General features: G+C 43.2%; 19 protein-coding genes and 1 tRNA gene. 1 reads left to right on the top strand and 19 read right to left on the bottom strand.

Features of this window, described 5'->3' with window-relative positions; translation table 11 throughout:
* Nucleotides 1–112: 112 nt before the first annotated feature.
* From glmS to MFP28_RS01370, 13 genes are all read right to left on the bottom strand, one after another.
* Nucleotides 113–1,924 carry a glutamine--fructose-6-phosphate transaminase (isomerizing) gene (gene glmS / locus MFP28_RS01430; protein WP_032916178.1) on the bottom strand — a complete coding sequence of 604 codons (1,812 nt, stop codon included), beginning with the start codon at nt 1,922–1,924 and terminating at the stop codon, nt 113–115.
* Between the two features lie 348 nt (nt 1,925–2,272).
* Nucleotides 2,273–3,280 carry a type I glyceraldehyde-3-phosphate dehydrogenase gene (gap, locus tag MFP28_RS01425; protein WP_002907928.1) on the bottom strand — a complete coding sequence of 336 codons (1,008 nt, stop codon included), beginning with the start codon at nt 3,278–3,280 and terminating at the stop codon, nt 2,273–2,275.
* Between the two features lie 321 nt (nt 3,281–3,601).
* Nucleotides 3,602–5,683 (bottom strand): elongation factor G, encoded by a 2,082-nt coding sequence (fusA, locus tag MFP28_RS01420; protein ID WP_002907926.1) that lies wholly within the window; start codon nt 5,681–5,683, stop codon nt 3,602–3,604.
* Nucleotides 5,684–5,924: 241 nt separating this feature from the next.
* A complete protein-coding gene (rpsG, locus tag MFP28_RS01415) occupies nt 5,925–6,395 on the bottom strand; it encodes a 30S ribosomal protein S7 (protein ID WP_002893865.1) in 471 nt (156 codons plus the stop codon).
* A gap of 19 nt (nt 6,396–6,414) precedes the next feature.
* Entirely contained in the window at nt 6,415–6,828 is a 414-nt protein-coding gene (gene rpsL / locus MFP28_RS01410) for a 30S ribosomal protein S12 (protein WP_002893867.1), read from the bottom strand.
* A 215-nt stretch (nt 6,829–7,043) separates the two neighbouring features.
* The gene (locus MFP28_RS01405) at nt 7,044–7,508 is read right to left on the bottom strand and encodes a hypothetical protein (RefSeq protein WP_002907924.1); all 465 of its coding nucleotides are present in this window, start codon (nt 7,506–7,508) and stop codon (nt 7,044–7,046) included.
* A 21-nt stretch (nt 7,509–7,529) separates the two neighbouring features.
* A complete protein-coding gene (gene purR, locus MFP28_RS01400) occupies nt 7,530–8,345 on the bottom strand; it encodes a pur operon repressor (RefSeq protein ID WP_032905583.1) in 816 nt (271 codons plus the stop codon).
* A 92-nt stretch (nt 8,346–8,437) separates the two neighbouring features.
* Nucleotides 8,438–9,382 (bottom strand): 3'-5' exoribonuclease YhaM family protein, encoded by a 945-nt coding sequence (locus MFP28_RS01395; protein WP_002893873.1) that lies wholly within the window; start codon nt 9,380–9,382, stop codon nt 8,438–8,440.
* The gene (gene rmuC / locus MFP28_RS01390) at nt 9,372–10,628 is read right to left on the bottom strand and encodes a DNA recombination protein RmuC (protein ID WP_002907922.1); all 1,257 of its coding nucleotides are present in this window, start codon (nt 10,626–10,628) and stop codon (nt 9,372–9,374) included. The genes MFP28_RS01395 and rmuC overlap by 11 nt, the downstream gene beginning before the upstream one ends.
* A gap of 1 nt (nt 10,629) precedes the next feature.
* Nucleotides 10,630–11,262, bottom strand: a complete 633-nt coding sequence (locus tag MFP28_RS01385) for a thiamine diphosphokinase (protein WP_002907920.1) — start codon at nt 11,260–11,262, stop codon at nt 10,630–10,632.
* Nucleotides 11,255–11,914 (bottom strand): ribulose-phosphate 3-epimerase, encoded by a 660-nt coding sequence (gene rpe, locus MFP28_RS01380; protein WP_002893879.1) that lies wholly within the window; start codon nt 11,912–11,914, stop codon nt 11,255–11,257. Before rpe ends, MFP28_RS01385 begins: the two co-directional genes overlap by 8 nt.
* Before the next feature lie 11 nt (nt 11,915–11,925).
* The gene (rsgA, locus tag MFP28_RS01375) at nt 11,926–12,804 is read right to left on the bottom strand and encodes a ribosome small subunit-dependent GTPase A (RefSeq protein ID WP_002907919.1); all 879 of its coding nucleotides are present in this window, start codon (nt 12,802–12,804) and stop codon (nt 11,926–11,928) included.
* A gap of 234 nt (nt 12,805–13,038) precedes the next feature.
* On the bottom strand, nt 13,039–17,721 hold the full coding sequence (locus MFP28_RS01370; protein ID WP_002907915.1) for a Cna B-type domain-containing protein: 4,683 nt from the start codon (nt 17,719–17,721) through the stop codon (nt 13,039–13,041).
* A 194-nt stretch (nt 17,722–17,915) separates the two neighbouring features.
* Between MFP28_RS01370 and MFP28_RS01365 the strand changes: the two genes are divergently transcribed.
* A tRNA-Leu gene (locus MFP28_RS01365) sits at nt 17,916–17,998 on the top strand.
* Between the two features lie 15 nt (nt 17,999–18,013).
* Here MFP28_RS01365 and MFP28_RS01360 read toward each other — a convergent pair.
* The 6 genes from MFP28_RS01360 to MFP28_RS01335 form a co-directional block, all read right to left on the bottom strand.
* A complete protein-coding gene (locus MFP28_RS01360; protein ID WP_002907914.1) occupies nt 18,014–18,421 on the bottom strand; it encodes a hypothetical protein in 408 nt (135 codons plus the stop codon).
* Nucleotides 18,422–18,477: 56 nt separating this feature from the next.
* Nucleotides 18,478–19,350, bottom strand: coding sequence for a 16S rRNA (adenine(1518)-N(6)/adenine(1519)-N(6))-dimethyltransferase RsmA (gene rsmA / locus MFP28_RS01355; protein ID WP_002907913.1), 873 nt, complete (start codon nt 19,348–19,350; stop codon nt 18,478–18,480).
* 12 nt (nt 19,351–19,362) lie between these two features.
* Nucleotides 19,363–20,130 (bottom strand): hypothetical protein, encoded by a 768-nt coding sequence (locus MFP28_RS01350; RefSeq protein WP_032916175.1) that lies wholly within the window; start codon nt 20,128–20,130, stop codon nt 19,363–19,365.
* Nucleotides 20,120–20,704, bottom strand: coding sequence for a ribonuclease M5 (gene rnmV, locus MFP28_RS01345; RefSeq protein WP_002907910.1), 585 nt, complete (start codon nt 20,702–20,704; stop codon nt 20,120–20,122). The genes MFP28_RS01350 and rnmV overlap by 11 nt, the downstream gene beginning before the upstream one ends.
* Nucleotides 20,697–21,467, bottom strand: a complete 771-nt coding sequence (locus MFP28_RS01340; RefSeq protein WP_002907909.1) for a TatD family hydrolase — start codon at nt 21,465–21,467, stop codon at nt 20,697–20,699. The genes rnmV and MFP28_RS01340 overlap by 8 nt, the downstream gene beginning before the upstream one ends.
* A 96-nt stretch (nt 21,468–21,563) precedes the next feature.
* Complete coding sequence (locus MFP28_RS01335; RefSeq protein WP_002907908.1) at nt 21,564–22,805, bottom strand: MFS transporter; 1,242 nt, start codon at nt 22,803–22,805, stop codon at nt 21,564–21,566.
* Nucleotides 22,806–22,931: the final 126 nt, after the last annotated feature.

Genomic DNA, 22,931 nt, shown 5'->3' with positions numbered 1-22,931 from the left:
GGCTTTGCCATGGTCGGAAGAGACTTCCAAAGAGCATGGTCACCAAAATACCATACCAAAAGCCCCAGAAAAATCTGAGGCTTAGTATTATTATCAAGATTCGTTAGAAAGCTTATTCTACAGTGACAGACTTAGCCAAATTACGCGGTTTGTCTACATCCAGACCACGGTGCAAGGTTGCAAAGTAAGCAATGAGCTGTGTCGGTACCACCATAGAGATTGGTGACAGGTATGGATGAACCTGACTGAGCACGATATCGTCACCTTCTTTGGCAACATTCTCCTCAGCAATGGTCAGCACCTTGGCACCCCGAGCTACAACTTCTGAAATATTACCTCGAGTATGGCTAGCCAAGATTTCGTCTGAAAGCAGAGCCAAAACTGGTGTTCCATCTTCAATCAGAGAGATTGTACCGTGTTTGAGCTCACCAGCAGCAAAACCTTCACACTGGATATAAGAAATTTCTTTGAGTTTTAAGCTAGCTTCCATCGCCACATAGTAGTCTTGACCACGGCCGATATAGAAAGCATTGCGGGTCGTTTCCAGAAGGCCACGAACCTTATTGTCAATCAACTCCTTTTCTGACAAAGTGGACTCAATAGACTGCGCAACTAAGGACAGCTCGTGAACCAAATCAAAGGCTGCCGCTTTCTCAGAAGCATTGGCATCGCCAACAGCTTTAGCCAAGAAAGCCAAGGTTGCGATTTGAGCTGTATAGGCCTTAGTAGAAGCAACCGCAATCTCAGGACCTGCATGCAGCAGCATGGTATGATTGGCTTCCCGAGAAAGCGTAGAACCCGGAACATTGGTCACGGTCAAACTTGGAATGCCCATCTGATTCGCCTTGACTAAGACCTGACGGCTGTCAGCTGTCTCACCAGATTGGCTGATAAAGATAAAGAGAGGCTTCTTGCTAAGGAGCGGCATAGCATAACCCCACTCAGAGGCAATGCCCAGCTCAACAGGTGTATCCGTCAACTCTTCCAGCATACGCTTAGAAGCATAGCCAGCATGGTAAGAAGTTCCAGCTGCAAGGATATAGAGACGGTCAGCTTCCTGAACAGCTTTGACAATATCTGCATCTACTGATACTTGCCCCTTATCATCTGTATAAGCGCTGATTAGCTTACGCATCACAGTTGGCTGCTCATCGATTTCCTTGAGCATATAGTATGGATAAGTTCCCTTACCGATATCGGACAGATCTAGCTCAGCTGTATAGCTTTCACGCTCCAGAATATTCCCATCATAATCCTGTACTTCCACACTGTCTTTACGGACAATAACCAGCTCTTGATCATGAATTTCCATAAACTGATTTGTCTCGCGAATCATGGCCATGGCATCTGAGCAGACCATATTGTAGCCATCACCCAGTCCAACTAGAAGAGGAGATTTATTTTTAGCAACATAGATAACATCTGCATCTTCTGAATCCACCAAAGCAAAGGCATAAGAACCACGGATAATGTGGAGAGCTTTTTTAAAGGCTTCTAAAACAGACAAGCCTTCTTCTTCAGCGAATTTGCCAATCAGATGCACAGCAATCTCTGTATCTGTCTGCCCCTTGAAGTCATGACCAGCTAGATAGGTATTCTTAATATCAAGGTAGTTCTCAATCACACCATTGTGAACCAAGACAAAACGGCCAGTCTGTGAAGTATGAGGATGGGCATTGTTTTCACTTGGTTTTCCATGAGTAGCCCAACGAGTATGTCCAATACCAGCAGTCCCAGCAACATCAATGCCAATTTTAGCATGTAGGTCAGCGATACGACCGACCGACTTGACCAGACTAGAAGTTTTCCCTGTTGTTACAAAAATTCCAGCTGAGTCATAACCACGGTATTCCAGCTTTTCCAAGCCCTGCATCAAAATATCTGTTGCGTTGCGATTTCCGACAACTCCGACAATTCCACACATAACGTTACTTCTGATTTCTGGTCTTAGAAACCAGCCCTTCTTATTGAAAATTGGTATAGTCTTCTTGGAATCTAAAAACTCCAACAAAACTAGTATACACACTGTTTTTTGGTTTGTCAAGCATGAAATTGGTATAGTTTTCTTTAAGAAAAGTATGCTTAGCTTCTCTTACCGCAAAACAGCCCCTTGAAGCATTTAGAAAAATGGACAGATGTATCAGAACTGACTTTCTATATAACTAATAAAGAATAGGAAATAGAGCTGTACATTCGCTCTGTCTCTAATAATTCTCGCAAAACAGTGCACAGAAAAAGAGACTCAAATGAGCCTCTTTCTTCTACTATTGAATTATTTAGCGATTTTCGCGAAGTATTCAAGAGTACGTACAAGTTGTGCAGTGTAAGACATTTCGTTGTCGTACCATGATACAACTTTAACCAATTGTTTGCCGTCAACATCAAGAACTTTAGTTTGAGTTGCGTCGAACAATGAACCGTAAGCCATACCTACGATATCTGAAGATACGATTGGATCTTCTGTGTAACCGTATGATTCGTTAGCTGCTGCTTTCATAGCTGCGTTTACTTCATCAACTGATACGTTCTTTTCAAGAACAGCAACCAATTCAGTAACTGATCCAGTTGGAGTTGGAACACGTTGTGCAGAACCGTCCAATTTACCATTCAATTCTGGGATAACCAAACCGATAGCTTTAGCAGCACCAGTTGAGTTAGGAACGATGTTTGCAGCACCAGCACGAGCACGACGAAGGTCACCACCACGGTGTGGTCCGTCAAGGATCATTTGGTCACCAGTGTAAGCGTGGATAGTAGTCATCAAACCTTCAACAACACCGAAGTTGTCTTGAAGTGCTTTAGCCATTGGAGCCAAGCAGTTTGTAGTACATGAAGCACCTGAGATAACTGTTTCAGTACCATCAAGAATGTCGTGGTTAGTGTTAAATACAATTGTTTTAACATCATTTCCACCAGGAGCAGTGATAACAACTTTCTTAGCTCCACCTTTAAGGTGTTTTTCAGCAGCATCTTTCTTAGCAAAGAAACCAGTTGCTTCAAGAACGATTTCTACACCGTCAGTAGCCCAGTCAATTTGTTCTGGGTCACGTTCAGCAGAAACTTTAACGAATTTACCGTTAACTTCGAATCCACCTTCTTTAACTTCAACAGTACCATCGAAACGACCTTGAGTTGTGTCGTATTTCAACAGGTGTGCAAGCATTACTGGATCTGTAAGGTCGTTGATGCGAGTAACTTCAACACCTTCTACGTTTTGGATACGACGGAAAGCAAGACGACCGATACGACCGAAACCGTTAATACCAACTTTAACTACCATTCGTGATTTCCTCCTTATGAAAATCAAAAAATTTTTATGTGAAAAGAGTAACTTGAGTTGCTACAAATCACCTTTCAACATTTCTATTATATACTTAATTGAGGTAAAATGCAACTGATTTCATTGTTATTAACAAGTATTATGAATTCTTTCACTAACTTTCATTTCGGCTTTCATTGATTTGAAAAAGCAAAGCAGTAACTTTTGAAAATGCGGGAATACAACTTACAAAATCAATCATTTCCCCTTTTTATTGAGAGGTCAGTTCTACAAAAATAGAAAAAGCACCCGCAAACGCGAGTGCCAAGGTTTGCTCAAAGCTTAAGCTTCACCTTTGTTTTTCTTAATGATTTCTTCTTGTACTGACTTAGGTACATCTTCGTAGTGGTCAAATACCATCATGAAGGTACCGCGTCCTTGTGATGCTGAACGAAGAACTGTTGCATAACCGAACATTTCAGCAAGTGGAACATAAGCACGAACGATTTGGCTGTTACCATGCGCTTCCATACCATCAACACGTCCACGACGAGCTGTTACGTGACCCATAACATCACCAAGGTTTTCTTCAGGAACAGTGATTGTTACCAACATCATTGGCTCAAGGATAGCAGGTTGTGCAGTCTTAGCAGCTTCTTTCAAAGCAAGTGATGCAGCAACCTTGAAGGCTGTTTCAGATGAGTCGACATCGTGGTATGAACCATCGTAAAGTTTAGCTTTCACATCAACGATTGGGTAACCAGCAAGGACACCGTTCGCCATTGACTCAACCAAACCTTTTTCTACTGCAGGGATGAATTCGCGTGGAACCACACCACCGACGATTGCGTTTTCGAATTCGAATCCTTTACCTTCTTCGTTTGGAGTAAATTCAATCCATACATCACCGAATTGACCTTTACCACCAGATTGGCGTTTGAAGAATCCACGAGCTTGAGTAGAAGCGCGGAATGTTTCACGATAAGATACTTGAGGTGCACCTACGTTAGCTTCAACCTTGAACTCACGACGCATACGGTCAACAAGGACATCCAAGTGAAGCTCACCCATACCAGAGATAACTGTTTCACCAGTTTCAACGTTTGTTTCAACACGGAAAGTTGGATCTTCTTCAGCCAGTTTTTGCAGAGCAATACCCATCTTGTCTTGGTCAGCCTTAGACTTAGGCTCAACCATCAGCTGGATAACAGGCTCTGGAACGTGGATTGACTCAAGAATCACTTTTGCTTTTTCATCTGTCAATGAGTCACCAGTAGTCGTATCCTTCAAACCAATAGCAGCTGCAATATCCCCAGCATAAACGGTTTCAATTTCTTGACGACTATTGGCATGTAATTGCACAAGACGTCCGATGCGCTCACGTTTACCTTTCGAAGTGTTCATTACATAAGAACCGGATTGAAGAACACCTGAGTAAACACGGAAGAAGGTCAAACGACCTACGAATGGATCTGTTGCAATCTTGAAAGCAAGAGCTGCAAATGGCTCTTCATCAGATGCAGGACGAGTTTCTTCTTCTTCAGTGTCTGGGTTGATACCTTTGATCGCTGGGATGTCAAGCGGGCTTGGCAAGTAGTCGATAACTGCATCAAGCATCAACTGAACACCCTTGTTCTTGAAGGCAGAACCACACAATACTGGGAAGAATTCAACATTGATAGTCGCTTTACGGATAGCAGCTTTCAATTCTTCATTAGTGATTTCTTCACCTTCAAGGTATTTCATCATCAATTCTTCATCAGTTTCAGCAACTGCTTCCACCAATTTTTCACGGTATTCTTGCGCTTGCTCAAGGTATTCAGCTGGGATATCTTCTTCCAAAATATCTGTACCAAGGTCGTTAGTATAGATTTCAGCCTTCATCTTGATCAAGTCGATAATTCCGCGGAAGTCATCTTCTGAACCAATTGGCAATTGGATTGGATGAGCGTTTGCTTGAAGACGATCATGCAAAGTGCTTACTGAGTAAAGGAAGTCAGCACCAATCTTGTCCATCTTGTTAGCAAATACGATACGAGGAACTCCGTACTCAGTTGCTTGGCGCCAAACTGTTTCAGTTTGAGGCTCAACACCTGATTGTGAGTCAAGAACGGTTACCGCACCGTCCAAGACACGAAGAGAACGTTGTACTTCGATTGTGAAGTCCACGTGTCCTGGTGTGTCGATGATGTTTACGCGGTGGTTGTTCCATTGAGCTGTTGTCGCAGCAGATGTGATAGTGATACCACGCTCTTGCTCTTGCTCCATCCAGTCCATTTGTGACGCACCTTCGTGAGTTTCACCGATTTTGTGGATTTTACCAGTGTAGTAAAGAATACGCTCAGTTGTTGTTGTTTTACCAGCATCGACGTGGGCCATGATACCGATATTACGAGTTTTTTCAAGTGAAAATTCGCGAGCCATTTGGTTATTTCTCCTATTAATTTATTTTACAATTTATTATAACATGATTTAGCAAAAACGGATAGGCAGGACCTACCCGTTCTCAATGTTTATCTTGTTTTTGTTGGTCTCAACTTGTAGATAAGTTGAATTGACCTCGGGCTAAAAGCTCGGCAAATAGATAAGCTTTCCTAGAATCTTTGATTCTGCGTCAAGCTTCCTAATTTTCAGTCGCTTTTTTAACGCCCTTAGTATCTTATTCTTACCAACGGAAGTGTGCGAAGGCACGGTTAGCTTCTGCCATACGGTGAGTGTCTTCACGTTTCTTAACAGCTGCACCGGTGTTGTTAGATGCATCCAAGATTTCTTTTGCAAGGCGGTCAACCATTGTGTGCTCACCACGTTGACGAGCAATAGTTACCAACCAGCGAAGTCCAAGTGTTGTACGACGTTCTGGACGAACTTCAACCGGAACTTGGTAGTTTGAACCACCGACACGGCGAGCACGAACTTCAAGTACAGGCATGATATTTTCCATAGCTGTTTCAAATACTTCCAGCGCATCGTTTCCAGTTGCTTCTTTGATTTGATCAAAAGCTCCGTAAACGATAGAAGCCGCTGTACCACGCTTACCATCAAGCATAACGCGGTTGATAAGACGAGTAACTAATTTTGAATTGTAAAGCGGATCTGGCAATACTTCGCGCTTAGGCGCTTGGTTTTTACGACTCATTTATCTTTCTCCCCTTTCCTTATGCTTTTGGTTTTTTAGTACCGTATTTAGAACGGCCTTGTTTACGATCAGTAACACCTGCTGTATCAAGTGCACCGCGGACGATATGGTAACGTACCCCTGGAAGGTCTTTTACACGTCCACCACGAAGAAGCACTACGCTGTGCTCTTGCAGGTTGTGTCCGATACCTGGGATGTAAGCTGTAACTTCAATCAGGTTGCTCAGACGTACACGGGCAAACTTACGAAGGGCAGAGTTCGGTTTCTTAGGTGTCATAGTTCCGACACGGGTTGCAACTCCACGTTTTTGTGGTGAAGATACGTTTGTTTGAACTTTTTTATGGCTGTTGTAACCAACGTTCAAAGCTGGTGATTTAGATTTTTCTACTTTTGATTTACGCGGTTTGCGAACCAATTGGTTAATTGTAGGCATCTACATTCTCCTGTATTTTTTTAATTTTGGTGATGATACACTTGGTGACAGCTACCATCTGCGTGTACTTTTGCAACATTTGTCAGCACGTCTCTGTACACTTTTGAGAGACCAAAAGTAAAAAGTACCGTCTATCATTATAGCACGACGATACTTCTCTGTCAATACATTTTTTCTAATTCAGGCCTATCTCTGTTTATTAGATTGCTGCTAACTTATTGCTGCGGCTGAGCCACTGCTTCTTCTGATACACCAGCTGGATTTTCAGAAACAGCTGCCTGAGCCCCTTCTGGGTCAATCAAGACTGCTATCGCCTGAATACGGCTTTGGAATCTAGCCTTCGTCGCTGCATCCTTAACCTTCTCTACTGCAGTCTTAGCCAGCTGCAAATCTTCCAAAGTTTGCATGGTTTCAAGCTGTTTAACGGCTTCTTCTGCGGCCTGAACTGCTTGCTCCTCTTGCTGAATTTCTTTTTCCTGTGCTTCTTTTTGAGCAGAAGAAAGCTGTAAGGAAGAGCTGCTCGATGCGATGCTGGCAGCTGAACTAACTGAATTTCTGGTGGAATTAGCCTGTCCCTGTACAAAAACCATGCCGGTAATCAGAATCCCAAATAAAATCGACAATACTCCTAAACGAATCCACAGCGGACTGTGGTCAAACTTTTCTAAAACTGTTTTCATCTATAATCTCCGCCCTTTTCCTTAATCAAAAATATTTCCAATTTCCACATCAATGGTATTCGCCTTGACATCAATATTGGTTACTTTCAAGAGCGATTTATAGTCCAGATAATCGCGATTGGCCTGAGCGTTGTCCGCAAAGACAGCTACACCTGCCAACTCAGAGTCAAACTCTGATAAGAGGCTAATCATCCCTGTAATGGTCCCCCCGCCTTTGAGGAAGTCATCCACAATCAAGACGCGACTGCCGGCCTTGAGACTGCGCTTGGACAAGAACATCTTTTCAATACGATCTCCGCTGGAGCCCGATACGTAGTTGACACTGACCGTTGACCCTTCTGTAATCTTTAAATCCCGACGAACGATGACAAAAGGTACATTGAGAACATTGGCTACTGCATTGGCCAAAGGAACACCCTTAGTCGCAACTGTCATGACCGCATCAATCTGTTGATCTTTAAAGCTCTTGGCAATAATTCGTCCGATATTATTCAAAATGGATGGGGTACTGAGCAGATCAGATAGGTAAATGTAGCCCCCAGGAAGAATCCGATTGCTTTCAGACAGCTGATCACAAAGACCTTGTACAATGGTCTTAGCTTCTGTATCTGAGATGGATGGGCTGAAAATCACTCCTCCACCGGCACCAGTAATCGTTTCGATAGTTCCAATTTCAATCTCTTCAAAGGCTCGCTTAATAATGACAATATCTTCTGAAATAGAAGATTTGGCAGATTCGTATTTTTCTGCAAATGTATTTAAGCTGGTTAATTCATAAGGATGGTTAATCAAATAATTAGAAATAACCACCATACGCTCACTTCTTCTTAATTTCATTTTTTCACCAATTAAAGTTATTTTATTCATTATACCATAACAGAAACAAAAAAACGAACATTCTTTTCCAAGTAATGTCCATTTTTCGTATTTTACTGTTCAAGTTTTGGTTTGTAGAAAGAACGGCCTTCAAGAGCGAATATTTTATTGCTCATTTCACCTGGATCCACAAGTCCTAAGGCAGCAGTCATCATCATCATCTCCGCATCCAGATTATCAATCATGTGCAGAATTTCTGCCTCCATAATCTTAGGCCGTACAGGACTGCCATATTCCAAGAGACCGTGGTGGCTGAGAAGGACATGGCGCAGGACAATAACCTCTTCCTTACTATCGTCAATTTTCAGCTCCATCAGGGTCTTGGTCAGTTCCTCATCAATCAAAGCGATGTGACCAATAAGATTGCCTCGCACAGTGTACTCTGTATTTTCCGGACCGCTGAGTTCAATAACCTTGGCCAAGTCATGAAGCATGATCCCAGCAAAGAGCAAGCTTTTATTAAGCTGAGGATAAATGTCTCCGATAGCATCTGCCAGCTTGACCATAGTAGCGGTATGAAAGGCTAGTCCCGACTCAAAAGCATGGTGATTGGTCTTGGCAGCTGGATAAGAATAAAACTCCTTGTCGTACTTGCTATAAAGCGAGCGGACCACGCGCTGCCAGACCGAATTCTCAATCTTAAAAATCATCTGAGATAAATAGTCTCGGATTTCTTTCTGGTCTACTGGCGGTTTTTCCTTGAAATCCGCTGGATCATTGGGCTCTCCAGCCTTAGGAAGACGCAGGGTCAACTGATTGACTTGGGGTGTGTTATTGTAGACCTCCCGTCGGCCTTGCATATGCACGACCTTGCCAGCAGTAAATTCTTCAACATTATGTGGCTGAGCATCCCAGAGTTTACCTTCAATTACCCCTGTATCGTCTTGGAAAGTGAAAGCCAGATAATTTTTCCCGGCCCTTGTCTGACGGACTTCTGCTGACTTGATCAGATAGAAACCTTCAAACAGTTCATCTTTTTTCATTTGATTAATCTTCATTGTTTTCCCTTTCTTCTGAAAAATCAAGTAAGTCCAAATCGAGGTCTTGGTCAGACAGCTCAATATGGCGTAAGGTTCTTTCGATAGCTCCTGTCCGCCGGGTTAATAGTTCATCAATATTGCCCGAAGCATGCTGCAAATGTTTCTGTGCCTTGGTCAGAATTCCACCGAACTTGTTAAACTCGGATTTGACAGAGCCCAGAACCTTGCTGATGTCGTCCGCACTTTTTTGAATATTGAGCGTTTTAAAACCGACAGACAGTGAATTGAGCAGAGCAGAGAGGGTAGATGGCCCCGCAACCACAATCTGCTCCTCCCTCCGCAAACTGTCAAAAAAGGCTGGATTGCGGACAACTTCCGAATAGAGACCTTCCGTTGGCAGAAACATAATGCCAAAATTGGTCGTAGCTGGCGGTGCCAGATATTTACTCTTAATATCCTTGGCAAAGCGTTTAACACTTGCTAAGAGAGACTTGCGATAGAGCTCAATTTCTTCCTTGCTGCCAGACTCATAAGCATCTTCCAAACGGTAGTAATCAGCTAGAGGAAACTTAGAATCAATGGGCAGATAGACATATTCATGCTCCGTCTGTCCTGGCAGTTTAATGGCATATTCGACACGCTCGCTGGAGCCGGCCACCGTCACAAACTCTCGCTCATACTGACTGGCCGTCATGATATCCTCGATAATCTGGCCCAACTGCAATTCCCCTAGAATCCCTCGGGTCTTGGTGTTGGAAAGGACCTTGTTCAGCGTGCCGACATCTCGGGCAACACTCTGCATTTCTCCCAGACCACGATTGACAGACTCCAACTGCTTAGAGACCGTTTCAAAAGAAGTCTGAAGACGAGTCTGAAGTGTTTTTTCCAGTTTCTCTTCAACAGTCTGCCGCATCTGCTCTAGACGGGTTTCATTGGACTCTTGGATTTGCCGCATACGCTCGTCAGTTTTATCCCGATTCTTGGTCAGGTTGTCACTGATCTCCAAGCGCAGGTCTGTTAGGTTGCGGTGCAAATCTGTCCTGACCTCGCTCAAGCGGTCTCCCAGAGCTAATTCCAGCTCTTTTTGAGCTGTTTGCTTTTTCTGACTTTCCTGCTCCAAGCGATAGTCCAACTGATCCGATAGATGATCTGCCTGATTTTCCAAGACTTGCTTTAGCGTCTCGGTCTGCTGACTAAGCTTTTGCCATAAAAGAAAGGTCAGCACTAGATTTCCTAAAAGAATGAGGATGATTATAAACTCCATATCAGCTCCTGTCTTTGCTGTAAATGACGACTGTATAGCCGCTATCAAAGTCCAAATAAATGGGCTTATCTATAAATTCGTTAGAAGCATACACTTTTTTGAAAAAAAAATTATCTTTATTGAGCGGATATTTGGCGCCCTCAATCGTTAAGGCAGCATCATCCGATGGCAGAAAGGCTAGATAACGCATGCCAGCTACTGGTTTGATTTCATGGCGCCCCTTGGGAACATAGGTCAGCAGATTCTGCTCATCTTCCAGAAAAATCTTCTCCATATAAGGTGCAATTTTTTCATTACTGGGCAGGAAAACATTGGCCAAGGCATGATCCAGACGGCCGCCAAAGGCTCCGAAAATGGTCAGACAAGCATCTGGATAGCGCTCAAAACAAGCTAGAACAGCTAACTCCAAATCTGTATCATCCTTTTCAGGATGGGCCTGAACGACTTCCTTGGCATTATCTTTTATACGTAGCAATTCTTCCTTGCTCACAGAGTCAAAATCTCCGACAGCCAAGTCAGGACAAACTCCCTGCTCAAGCAGAAAGAGGCTTCCACGGTCTACTCCGACCAAAAGATCAAAATCTAAGCTAAAATGCTCCAAGCTTCCGCCAGCAAACAGCGCAACCTTAGTCATGCAGGGCATCCCGTAAGGTCTGAACTTGATGATTGACATCACCCTTGAAGACATAGCTGCCAGCTACAAAGACATTGGCACCAGCCTCTTTAGCAATTCCAATAGTCTTATCGTCGATACCGCCGTCCACTTCAATATCAAAATTCAGCTGATTGACTTCGCGCAGAACGACCAGTTCACGAATCTTATCCATGGTTTCTGGCAGAAAGGCCTGACCGCCAAAGCCTGGATTAACTGTCATCACAAGGACTTGATCGACCAAATTCAAAACATTTTTGACTGCTTCGACTGGTGTTCCCGGATTAATCACAACACTAGGCTTGACTCCCGCTGCTCGAATCTTCTGCAGTGCTCCGTGGATATGTGGCGTCGCTTCGGCATGGATGCTGATAATATCTGCACCGGCACGAGCGAATTCTTCGATATGGTGCTCAGGGTTGGAAACCATCAGATGGCAGTCAAAGACTAGCTTGCTGTGAGGACGCATACTGGCAACAACCCCAGCCCCAAAGCTGATATTGGGTACAAAATGGCCATCCATAATATCGATATGGGCGTACTCAGCACCTGTCGCTTCTAACTTTTTCAGTTCTGATTCAAAATTAGCATAGTCCGCACTTAAGATTGAAGGGGCAATTTTGAATGAAGTCATAGTTCTTCTCCTTATTTAGAATTTTTTTTGGCAACTTTTTTATAGGTCTCCCGACGATTCTCGATCTCGCTGAGAAACTGCAGGTAATTATCAAAGCGGAATGACGCTATCTGGCCGGACTCGACTGCTGGCTTAACGGCACAAGCTGGCTCGTGGGTATGAGTGCAAGTACGAAATTTACAGGACTGGCTGACCTCAGCAATCTCCAGAAAAGCTTGATTGAGATCTTCAGCTGTAGTCACCTCGTAATCCAAAGACGAAAATCCTGGTGTGTCGGCAATCTTCCCACCGTTTAGATTGTAAAAACTGACAGCCCTCGTCGTATGACGGCCGCGGCCAAGACTTTCAGAAATCTCTCCTGTTTCTAGCTGCAGGTCTGGGGCGATTTTATTGAGCAGAGTGGACTTTCCAACCCCAGTCTGTCCCATGAAAACAGTGATTTTCCCTGTCAGCAATGGCAGCAACTCCTCAGTCGTCTTAATGACCTCATAGCCGATGGACTGATAGGCCTGTACATAGACATCCAAGCTCTGCTCATCTTCAAGCAGGTCTAACTTGCTGATGTAGATAATAGGATGAATCCTCTTATGCTCTAAAAGCACCAGAAAACGATCTAACAGATTGGCATTGAAATCTGGCTCTTTCGCGCTCATGATTACAACTGCCTGGTCAATGTTGACAATCGGCGGCCGCACGAGACTGTTCTTTCGCTCTGCTATTTTTAAAATATAGCCTTCCGAGTCTTTTTCTGCTGAAAATTCGACTTCATCACCGACATAAGGTGTCTGCCCTTTTTTACGAAAATTACCCCGCGCTCTGGTTTGATAAACCTGTCCGTCCGACTCTACATAATAAAAGCCAGCTAGAGCCTTAATGATTTTTCCTTGCAAGATTGCTCCTTAAAAGTTAATACACTCATTATAACAAAAAATGCGAGATTTAGCTTGCTTGTTTTGCATAGAAGGCATTTCTTAAGGTCAGGTTCATTTTTCATAGAAAGCAGCTACTTTAAAATACTTGAGATGAAACTGACATGATAAAAGCGAACAAGTCCAAAAGAACCTGTTCGCTTTTTTATATCAAATGAGACGCTCACTGTAATTTTCAGTAAGTCTCAAAACTGATTAGCTGCGTTTCGCCTTATCCATCAGCATTCCTCCTGCGAGAAGCGCTGCTAGGAAGCCAAGAATAGTAACAAGGAGATTTTCTTCCTGACCAGTACGAGGAAGAGTTTTCCCTCCGACTTTCGGAGCTTGAACGCCTGGCTTATTATTTACCGCTCCTTCAACAGCATCTTTCTTAGCAGGGATATGACTGAAGGTCAGCTGAGTACCGTTGATCTCAAGCTTGTAGCCATCAACTGGATCAGCCGCAACACTATAGACAATTTCCTTACCGTCCTTGTACTTAGGAAGGTCGCTAAAGTTATACTGCCAACCATTTTCTTCTGACACAACCTCTTCTTTAATTGGTTTGCCATCTGCCAAGAGGCGAACAGTAATCTTAGAAGGTCGCACCTTATCTTGATTTTCAGCATCTGACCATACCGCAGTTCCCTTAACAGCAATCTGTGTTGGTTTATAGCTGTTAGTCAAAGTGAAGCTGCCATCTGTTGCTTGTTCTTGGCTGCTGCTATACCCCTCAACCGTCACTTCTTCAAGGACTGTATAGTTGATTTTCTTGCCCTTCTTATTCTTAGGTAGATCTTTGGACTCAAACTTCCAGTCAGTAGCAGCTGTCACTTCCAGCTCATCTACAACCTTATCTCCGTCCAAAATCTTTACCTTGATAGAAGCTGGGCGCTTGCCGTCTTGATTATTAGCATCATCCCAAACCTTTTGACCAGAGACTTTAACAGTTTCCGGTGTGTAGGAGTTGGTAACGGTGAACTTATCAATCTTAGTTTCATACTGAGCAACAGCATCTTCCTTAAGTGTGTAGGCAATCTCTTGACCATTTCTATATTTAGGCAGGTCTTTAGATTCAAACTTCCATCCATTAGCAGCTGTTACTTCAAGTGTATCAACAATAGTGCTTCCATCCATTACCTTAACTGTAATAGATGTTGGGCGTTTGCCGTCTTGATCGTCTGCATCATCCCAGACTTTCTGACCAGAAACTTTAACCTGCTCTGGAGTATGAGAGTTGGTAATCTTCTGACCTTCTACTTTCGGACTGTAACCCTTTTCTTTCAAAGCGGCTACTGTTGCATCATCCTCTTTGACAGAGTAGGTAATCTCCTGTCCCTTGTCAAACTGAGGCAGATTGGTGAAACTTGCTTTCCAAGTGTTAGCAGCTGCCTCATTATCAGCCGTCAAGGTCAATGTCTTACCTGCGACAGCAATTGGATCTTGACCGTTTACTGAGCGATACAGCTGCACTGTGATAGAAGCTGGACGCTTGCCGTCTTGGTTATTAGCATCATCCCAGACCTTCGTAACAGCATACTCCGTACTTTGAGGAGTGTAAGAATTGGTAATGGTGAACTTATCAATCTTAGTTTGATATTCTGCAACCGCTTCTTCGGTGACAGTGTAGGCAATCTCTTGACCTGCTGCATACTTAGGAAGAGCTTTAGACTCAAACTTCCAATCGTTAGCAGCTGTTACTTCCAGCTCATCTACGATAGTATCGCCATTTTTCACCTTAACCTTAACAGAAGCTGGACGCTTGCCATCTTGGTTATCAGCGTCATCCCAGACTTTTTGACCGGAAATCTTAATCATCTCTGGAGTGTAAGAGTTGGTAACTGTGAAATCTTTGATTTCTTTAGTGTAGCCAGCTACATCATCTTCCTCGATAGAGTAATCAATCTTCTGACCATTTTCATAGACTGGCAGATTTTCAAATTTGGTTTGCCATTGATCAGCAGCCGTCACTTCCTTGCTAGCGACTTCTGTCTTGACACCGCCGACTGTCTTCATCAGCTTAATGCTAATCTTAGTTGGACGCTTGCCGTCTTGATTGTCGCTGTCATTCCAAGTCTTGCTAGCAGTGATTTCTGTCTTCTCTGGTGTATAAGAGTTAGTGATATTGTAGCCATTAAGATTAGTTGAATAACCTGGCACAGCTTCTTCCGTTACTGTATAGGTAATTCGTTGGCCATCCTTGTAGACTGGCAAGCCAGTAAAGTTGTAAGACCAGCCTTCTGCCTCTCCGACTGTTTGGGTATTGACTTTTTGACCGTCAGCTAGCAGATTAACTGTGATAGAAGCTGGGCGCTTACCATCCTGGTTATCGCCATCCTCCCAAGTCTTGCTTCCAGACACAGTCGTTGTCTCTGGAGTGTAAGAGTTAGTAATGTTGTAACCATCCACTTTGCTAGTATAACCTGGTACAGCTTCCTCACTTACGGTATAAGTGATTTCTTGACCTGCTGCGTACTTAGGCAAAGCCTTGGACTCATACTTCCAGTCGTTAGCAGAAGTCACATTTTGCTCATCCACAACCGTATCGCCATTCAGAATCTTAACCTTAACAGAAGCTGGGCGCTTACCATCTTGGTTATCTGCATCATCCCACTTCTTCTGACCAGAAATCTTGACCGTTTCTGGAGTGTAAGAGTTGGTGATGTTGTAGCCATCCACCTTGCTTGTGTAGCCTGAGACAGCTTCTTCTGCAACAGTATAAGCAATTTCTTGGCCTGCTGCATACTTAGGAAGAGGATTAGATTCATATTTCCAACCGTTAGCAGCCGTCACTTCCTGCACATCGACAATATCTTGGCCTTTCAAGATCTTGACTCTAACAGCATTTGGGCGCTTGCCGTCTTGGTTTTCCGCATCTTCCCACTTCTTCTGACCGGAAATCTTGATGGTTTCTGGCTTGTAAGTGTTGGTCACTACAAAGCCGTCAGCAGCATTGCCAGTTACCTGAGATTGATAGTGAGGGACCGCGTCTTCTTCCAGAGAATAAACAACTTCTTGGCCCTTTTCATACTTGTTCAAGTTAGTGAACTCAGTCGCCCACTGGTCAGCTTCGGTCAGAGTTCTGTTCGCAACTTCTGATTTCTGACCACCAACTTCTTTATAAAGTTTTAAAACAACATTGGCAGGACGTTTGCCATCTTGATTTTCAGCGTCATCCCATTTCTTGCTGGCTTTGATAGAGATTTTCTCTGGCGTACGACTATTGGTAACAGTGAGATTTTCCTGATCTACTTCTGGAGCTTCATAGCCATCAAGCTGATCTTCACCGATTGTATAGGTGATTTTTTGACCACTTGCATCAAAGATTGGTAAATCAGTTGTCTGAGCTGTCCACTCCGCATCTGTACTACTACCAGTTACAGTCACTGTCTTATCAGCCAGTTTTTGACCGTTAGCGTAGACATCTACAGCAATAGAAGCTGGACGCTTTCCATCCTGATTGCTTTCATCTTTCCAAACTTTCTTGACTGTCAGCTTTTTGCTGGCATTTGGATCCATCGTATTCTTGACTGTCTTAACCGCTCCGTCAGCCTTGATAGTCACTTTCATCGGATTGCTGTCCAGTACATAGCCTTCCGGAGCTGTTACTTCCTCTACTGTGAATTGGCCTTTCTTGATTTCTTCACTTGAGAAAGGCTGTGTAGAAACCCGACCGTTAGCATCAGTCTGTGGCAGAGTAATCTCTTCACCGCTAGGAGTTGTCACCTTAAAGACAGCGCCTTCCAGCATTTTACCAGTCTTAGAATCTTGTTTGTAGAGAACCAGACTGTTACTGATATCTGCAGTGATAACACCGCCTTCTGTAATCCGGCTGCTGCGCTCTACTGTAGAGCTCGTCTGACCAGGACGATCATCCCTGAATGGCAGTTTTGTATTATCAACTTCCATCTCAGCCGTATTGGATACCAAAGAACCATCAGCTGGTGAAGTTGTCATATAGTTCAACATAAAGGCACGATTGCCTGGATTATTGATAGTTAGAGTAAACTCTGTATAAGTGTCATTATAGGCAACCGTATAATCTTGACCTTCTTTCAAGATAACAGAATTCGCAATACTTGATAAACTCTGCGTGTACTCCCCTTGGCGAAGGACAAGTTGCTCCGGAACGAATTGCATTGGTGCACTGCTATCTGGAATGACGTCCTTGATAACAATCGGAGAATTATAGGTCTTTTGCTGAGTATTGATACGAACAGTCCAGTTATGCGAGTAGTCACCGCTCTTGCCTAGAATAGCCGAATTATATGGCTTCTTAGCAATGACTCCTCCAATCTTAGCGTAGTTTTCACCGGCTGTTGAAAAACTGCTCTGTTTGCGCTCGTTAATGGTTACCTTATGGCTCATCGCGCCTTGAGTTTCCTCAGGCTTATAATTCCAGTCCTGATCAGCGCCTACTGTCGTCGCCTGAAAGTCAAAGAAGAAACTTCCTCTTACTCCACTAGCAGTTGTCTTAGACTTGTAATCTGCCAAATTCTGAATAGTAACCGTGATCAGACCGCCCTTACCTGAACCATTCGATGTCATCTTAGCAGCTCCGAGCTGGACCTGCGTTTCATTATCTGTCAGAGTAAAAGTTGTACCATCAGCAATGGTTGCACCGTTCGGCACTGTAAAGGTAAAGGTATCCCCATCCTTGAGCTTGTTATCGTAAGCAGACAAATCAAAGACTAGCTCATAGCGATAATTTCCTCCTTGAACCAAATTGTAAGCACCGTTAACCTTGGTTGCTTCGCGGCCATTAGAATGGTCCCAGATCTTAATATCTGTGATTGCATTTTTCAAAGCATCGGCTTGAGCAGTTGCTGTAAATAGCTTCAAATCCAGCAAAAACAGAAGGGGCAGCATCAAAAACAGCAGCCATTTTTTCAGTTTCATAACATTCTCCTTTTTTATTTCGTTACCTAAATAAGTAATTAATCTAATTGTAACAAATACTTGCTATAATGGCAATATCATAGAACTATTTTAGTAAAGAAAAAATAGAAATTTTTCTGCTTTTTTCTTACAGTGAAAAAAACTGATATTCTCTATTGGCATTTTCACAAAAATAAGTTATAATAGAATCTCAAGCGGAGGTGGTGGAACGGCAGACACGCATGCTTCAGGCGCATGTGCCCGTACGGGTGTGAGGGTTCAAATCCCTTCCTCCGCATAAAAAGCAATCCTATCATGATTGATAGGATTTTTTGTTATTATGAAGCAGAATCACACTGCTGAGAAAAGCGAGAAAGGTCAGCCCCCCTGTTAAATACTTCTCTAATAAACTCGCGGTCACAAAGAAATTGAAAACAGTAGCCAAAAAGAGAAAAACAGTTCCGCTTAAGATGATCTTTCTCAGAACAGAAGACTTCAAGCTACTTCTTAGCCAACCACCAAAAGATAGATAACTGAAACCAAAGAAACCCCACAGCAAGAAAAGCAGGAAGTTGACAGGACGCAGCCATAAAGGAAATACTATATAAGCGCCGCCAAATACAAAACGTCCCAGAGGCAGACCTAGCATAAGCAGGAAATGGAGTAAGGACTGCGAAAACCAGAGCAGGGCAGAAAACAAAGATAGATATTTCACTCTCATATGCACCTCATAAATAAAATAAAAGACCAGCTATGTAGAGCAGATCTTCTATTTTTTTATAATCCTTCAGACTTCAAAGCATCTGCCAGGCGCGCAAATTCCTCTAAACTCAGAGCTTCTCCCCGAACACTTGGAGATAAGTTAGCTCGTTCTAGAGCTGCTGTCAGTTTGCCTTTAGTCTCCTCAGACTTCCCAAAATAACTGGTCAGGTTATTCCAGAGAGTCTTCCGACGGTGGACAAAGCTGGCCTTGGAGACCTTGAAAAAGAATTTCTCGTCCTGTACCTCAACAGCTGGCCGCTCTCTGCGCACCATCTTGAGAATCGCCGAATCCACATTTGGCGCTGGTACAAAGACTGTCCGCGGCACGATAAAGGCAACCTTGGCCGTCATATAATACTGCACCGCAATCGACAAACTGCCGTAGGACTTGGTATTCGGCTGAGCTGATATCCGATCCGCTACTTCTCTCTGCATCATCACGACAAACTCACTAAAAGGAATCCCGCTCTCAATCAAGTGCATGAGAATCGGCGTCGTGATATAGTATGGCAAGTTCGCCACTACCTTGATAGGCAGGTCTGGATTCTTAAACTCCGCTATGTACTGGGCAAGATCAACCTTGAGAATATCCTGATTGACCACTGTCACATTGTCAAAATCGCTCAGAGTATCCGCCAAAATTGGCACCAGCCGATCATCAATCTCAAAGGCCATGACTTCCGCAGCATTTTCTGCCAAAAACTCCGTCAAAGCCCCAATACCAGGCCCAATTTCGATGACATTGACATTTCTGTCAATCTCGGCTGTGTCCACAATCTTCTGGAGGATGTTGGTGTCCGTCAGGAAATTCTGACCGAAAGATTTTTTAAAGGTGAAACCGTGACGCTCCAGAATGGCACGGGTTACACTATGGTCTGCAATTCTCATCTTCTCTCTTTTCTATCTCTTAACCATCATATAAAAAATCAACCTAATTACTAGTGCCAATAAAAGCAAATATATGACGCCATTAGCTCGCTTGTTCTCTTTTGCATCGACCCCAGTCTCATCAAGCCCTTGATCATCTTCTTGGACTTGTACCAGCTCTTCTTGCCTTTGCTCTTGTTTAGCTTCTTGGCCTTGCATTTTCTTCAACTCATTTTGATATGCAACCGAGTCGAGAATATTGTCTTCTGGCAATAATTCTGAGGCATAATAATCAGGAAACCCCATAGCAAGAGCAATTAAGTCCTTACCTGTTAAAGAAAAATCCAAATCTTTTGCTTCACTTTCCTGAATAGCTCGGATATTTTTTAAAAGTTTATCAGAAGCTATAGACAACTCGTCCATAAAAACAACTTCTAAAACATAGAATCCTAGCATATCACCATCTTTAGCATTTACAAGAATATAGCGAACAAAGTCATCATACAGTTGCAGGGTCTGAGGAGCATACTGTTCTAAAAAAGACCGATTTTGGAGAGCATTTTTCTGGAATTTTTCAATAGGAATTAAGATATCCACATTCTGCTCTTGGTAAAATCTTTCTGCCTCATCATCATCATCTTCTTCTTCGAGCTGTTCCGCTTTTTCCCATATAGGAATAACTGATTGCAAATCTTCTTCATCCCAAAATAATTGCCAAAAACAAGGAATTGTGTAAACTCCCTCCGTTAGAATACGTGCCTCATCGCCGTTTTTTAAATAAATATAGCTTCTATTTGCCATGTTGTTTCCTTTCATAATCTTTTATTAAAGTTTCCACTTCCGCCAAGGTCACTCCAAATAATTCCAAGCGTTTAAGCAGCTGCTTGCCGTTAGAATAGCCGATGCGGAGCTCTTCTCCCAGATACTCTCGGCGCTGACGGCTGTCACTTCTCATAAGCAGACCTAGTCGCACAAGATCGCTTTTGGTGATGTCAAAATTATCCTCATCATCGAAATATCCGACCAACCCAGCCAATGCCTGCTGTAAATCCTCAAATGAAGCATGCTCTACCCCAAGCGATTTACCCTTGTTCTTAGACTTGGGAGCTGCCTCATCTCGACGAAGAAAGGCATGCTGAGCAGTTGGTACTGCCTCCATAATCATTCGACGGATACGCTCGCCATTGTAGTCTGGATCGGTAAAGACAATAACCCCACGAAGCTGGTGCAGTTTCTCAATCCGCTCTAGGTCTTCTTCATTGATAGCAGAACCTCTCGTCTCGTAAGTGTCGACTTGGTAAAATCGCTGAAGGTTAGCTGTATCATCCTTGCCCTCAACGACGATTACCTGAGGGATTTTTTTCTTCTCAGTCAAGCCCAAACACCTTCTTTGCATTATCATAGGTTGCTTGTGCCACTTCTTCGACAGGCAGTCCACGCAGCTCAGCAATTTTCTCTACCACATAGCGAGTATAGGCTGTTTTATTTTCTCGACCACGCTTGGGAACTGGCGCCAGATAAGGTGCATCCGTCTCAACAAGGATTTTGTCCAAAGGCAGGTTCTGCGCAGCCTCCTGAATATCCGTCGCTTTTTTAAAGGTGGCAACTCCAGAAAAGGAAATCATCATTCCTAGCTCGATAAAGCGCTCTGCCATTTCTAAAGAACCCGAATAAGAGTGCATGATACCGCCCTTAGGGCCTACACCTTCACTCTTGATAATCTCATAGGTATCCTCCAATGCGTCACGTGTGTGAACGACAAAGGGCAAATCTAAGTCCTTAGACAGCTGAATCTGACGACGAAAAACCCGCTCCTGAACATCCTTGGGCGCAGTCATCCAGTGATAGTCCAGCCCAATCTCGCCCAGAGCTACAACCTTGGGGTGACGAAGCTTGTCCAACAGATAAGCTTCCACCGCCTCATCATAAGTCCCCGCCTCAGTCGGATGCCAGCCAATCGTAACATAAAGCTGATCATAGCTGTCAGCCAACTCCAAGGCGCGCTCAATAGTCGGTCGGTCAAAACCGACAATATTTATTTTGCTGACGCCCATTTCTGCAGCCAGCTGCAGTTCCTCTTCCTCTCGACCAGCAAATTCTTCCACATTTAAATGCGTGTGTGTATCAAAAATTTTCATACTTTACTTCCTTGTATTTCCTGTCCTTTATTATACCAAAAATGACCTGAAAAATCAGAAGTCGCTTCAAAGCAGAAAAAATAAGATAGCTGCCATTCAACAGCTATCCGAATCTGCCTTCAAGTTCTCCATTGGAATAATCAAGTAGAAAGACAGTGCCAGCATTAACACAAGCGGGAGGAGAATATAAATAACCCCCAAACTGCTAGCAAGAGCTATTAACAGCATGGATAAAACACTCGGAACAGCCATGCTAAATAGATTAATAGCTGACTGGATGGCTCCCATCGCTTCTTCTGGAATCATGCTGAATACAGATTTCTGCAATCTTGGACTCAGAAGACCGACTGTAACTGAGCAAGCAAAGCTTGCTATCAGTACAAGTAAAAAGTTTTGCCAGAAAAAACCGCAAAGAATAAAACCTTCACATACTTGGCTACTATACATAGCAAGCTTAGTTGAAAGTTTTTTCAGCAAACTGCCACTCAAAATATTCCCTAAAATCAAACCAGTGGAACTTAAAACAATTAACACAGCAATGGACTGACCAACCTGCAAATTCCAAAAAGGCCTTTTCAGCAATAAGAGAGTCGTTACTGGCGTCAGAATATTCAGAGTGACCTGTCCAAATGTTGAAACCAATAACAACCTCACAACATTTTTCAATCCCAGCAAGACTTTAAGAGAATCCAATAAATGCTGCCAATAATTTTCTCTATTTAGCTCCTTGACACTGCTAAACTCCGGTTCTAAGTCCTGTAAGCTTTTACTAATATGCCAAAAGCCTAGATAAGCTAGCAAGAACGTCAGAGCATTCAGTCCTGCCAAAGCTCCGATACTCAACCAAGCGATGAGAAAACCGCCAGCTAGATTCCCCAAAATATGAACCAGACTCATACTAGCCTGCCGAAAGCCCATTGCAGAGGTCATATCTTGCTCAATCACCTTTACATAAACCGGCGTCAGCATGGCACCTGAAAAATAACTCAGACTATCCGACAGAAAGTTAATCAAGCAAATCACAAGCAGAATCAAGAAGGAGAAGTCTTGTATAAGTAGCAAAAACGTTACTAAGCTATATAACACAACCTTACTAAACTGTATAAGCAGGTATTTATGAATACGATTCTTCTGAAAGTCCGCCGCAACTCCAGTAAAAACTTGAATTAACTGGGGTAGCGTTTCAGAAAGAGAAATCAATAAAACCGCAAGTGGAGCAAAGGAATAGGCGGAAACATAGTTCATCAAAGCCAAATAAAAAACAACGTCTCCAAAACCTGAAATCCATTGATTGATGAGCAACTGGCGAAAATTTTTGTTTTTTGTAAAAACAATCATACGACATCTCCTTTACTCTTGTTAGATTTTTGTTTAACAAATCATAGCAATAAATTAGCCAATTGTCAAATTTTTATTAGATTATTATTTTACAAAAAGAAGACCTAGAATGAATCCAGGTCTTCT

It is taken from the genome of Streptococcus sanguinis (genome assembly GCF_050234405.1).
GTDB classification, from domain to species: Bacteria; Bacillota; Bacilli; order Lactobacillales; family Streptococcaceae; genus Streptococcus; species Streptococcus sanguinis_W.
The sequence above is the reverse complement of the archived record's forward strand: the minus strand, read 5'-3'. Positions and strand labels throughout refer to the sequence as shown.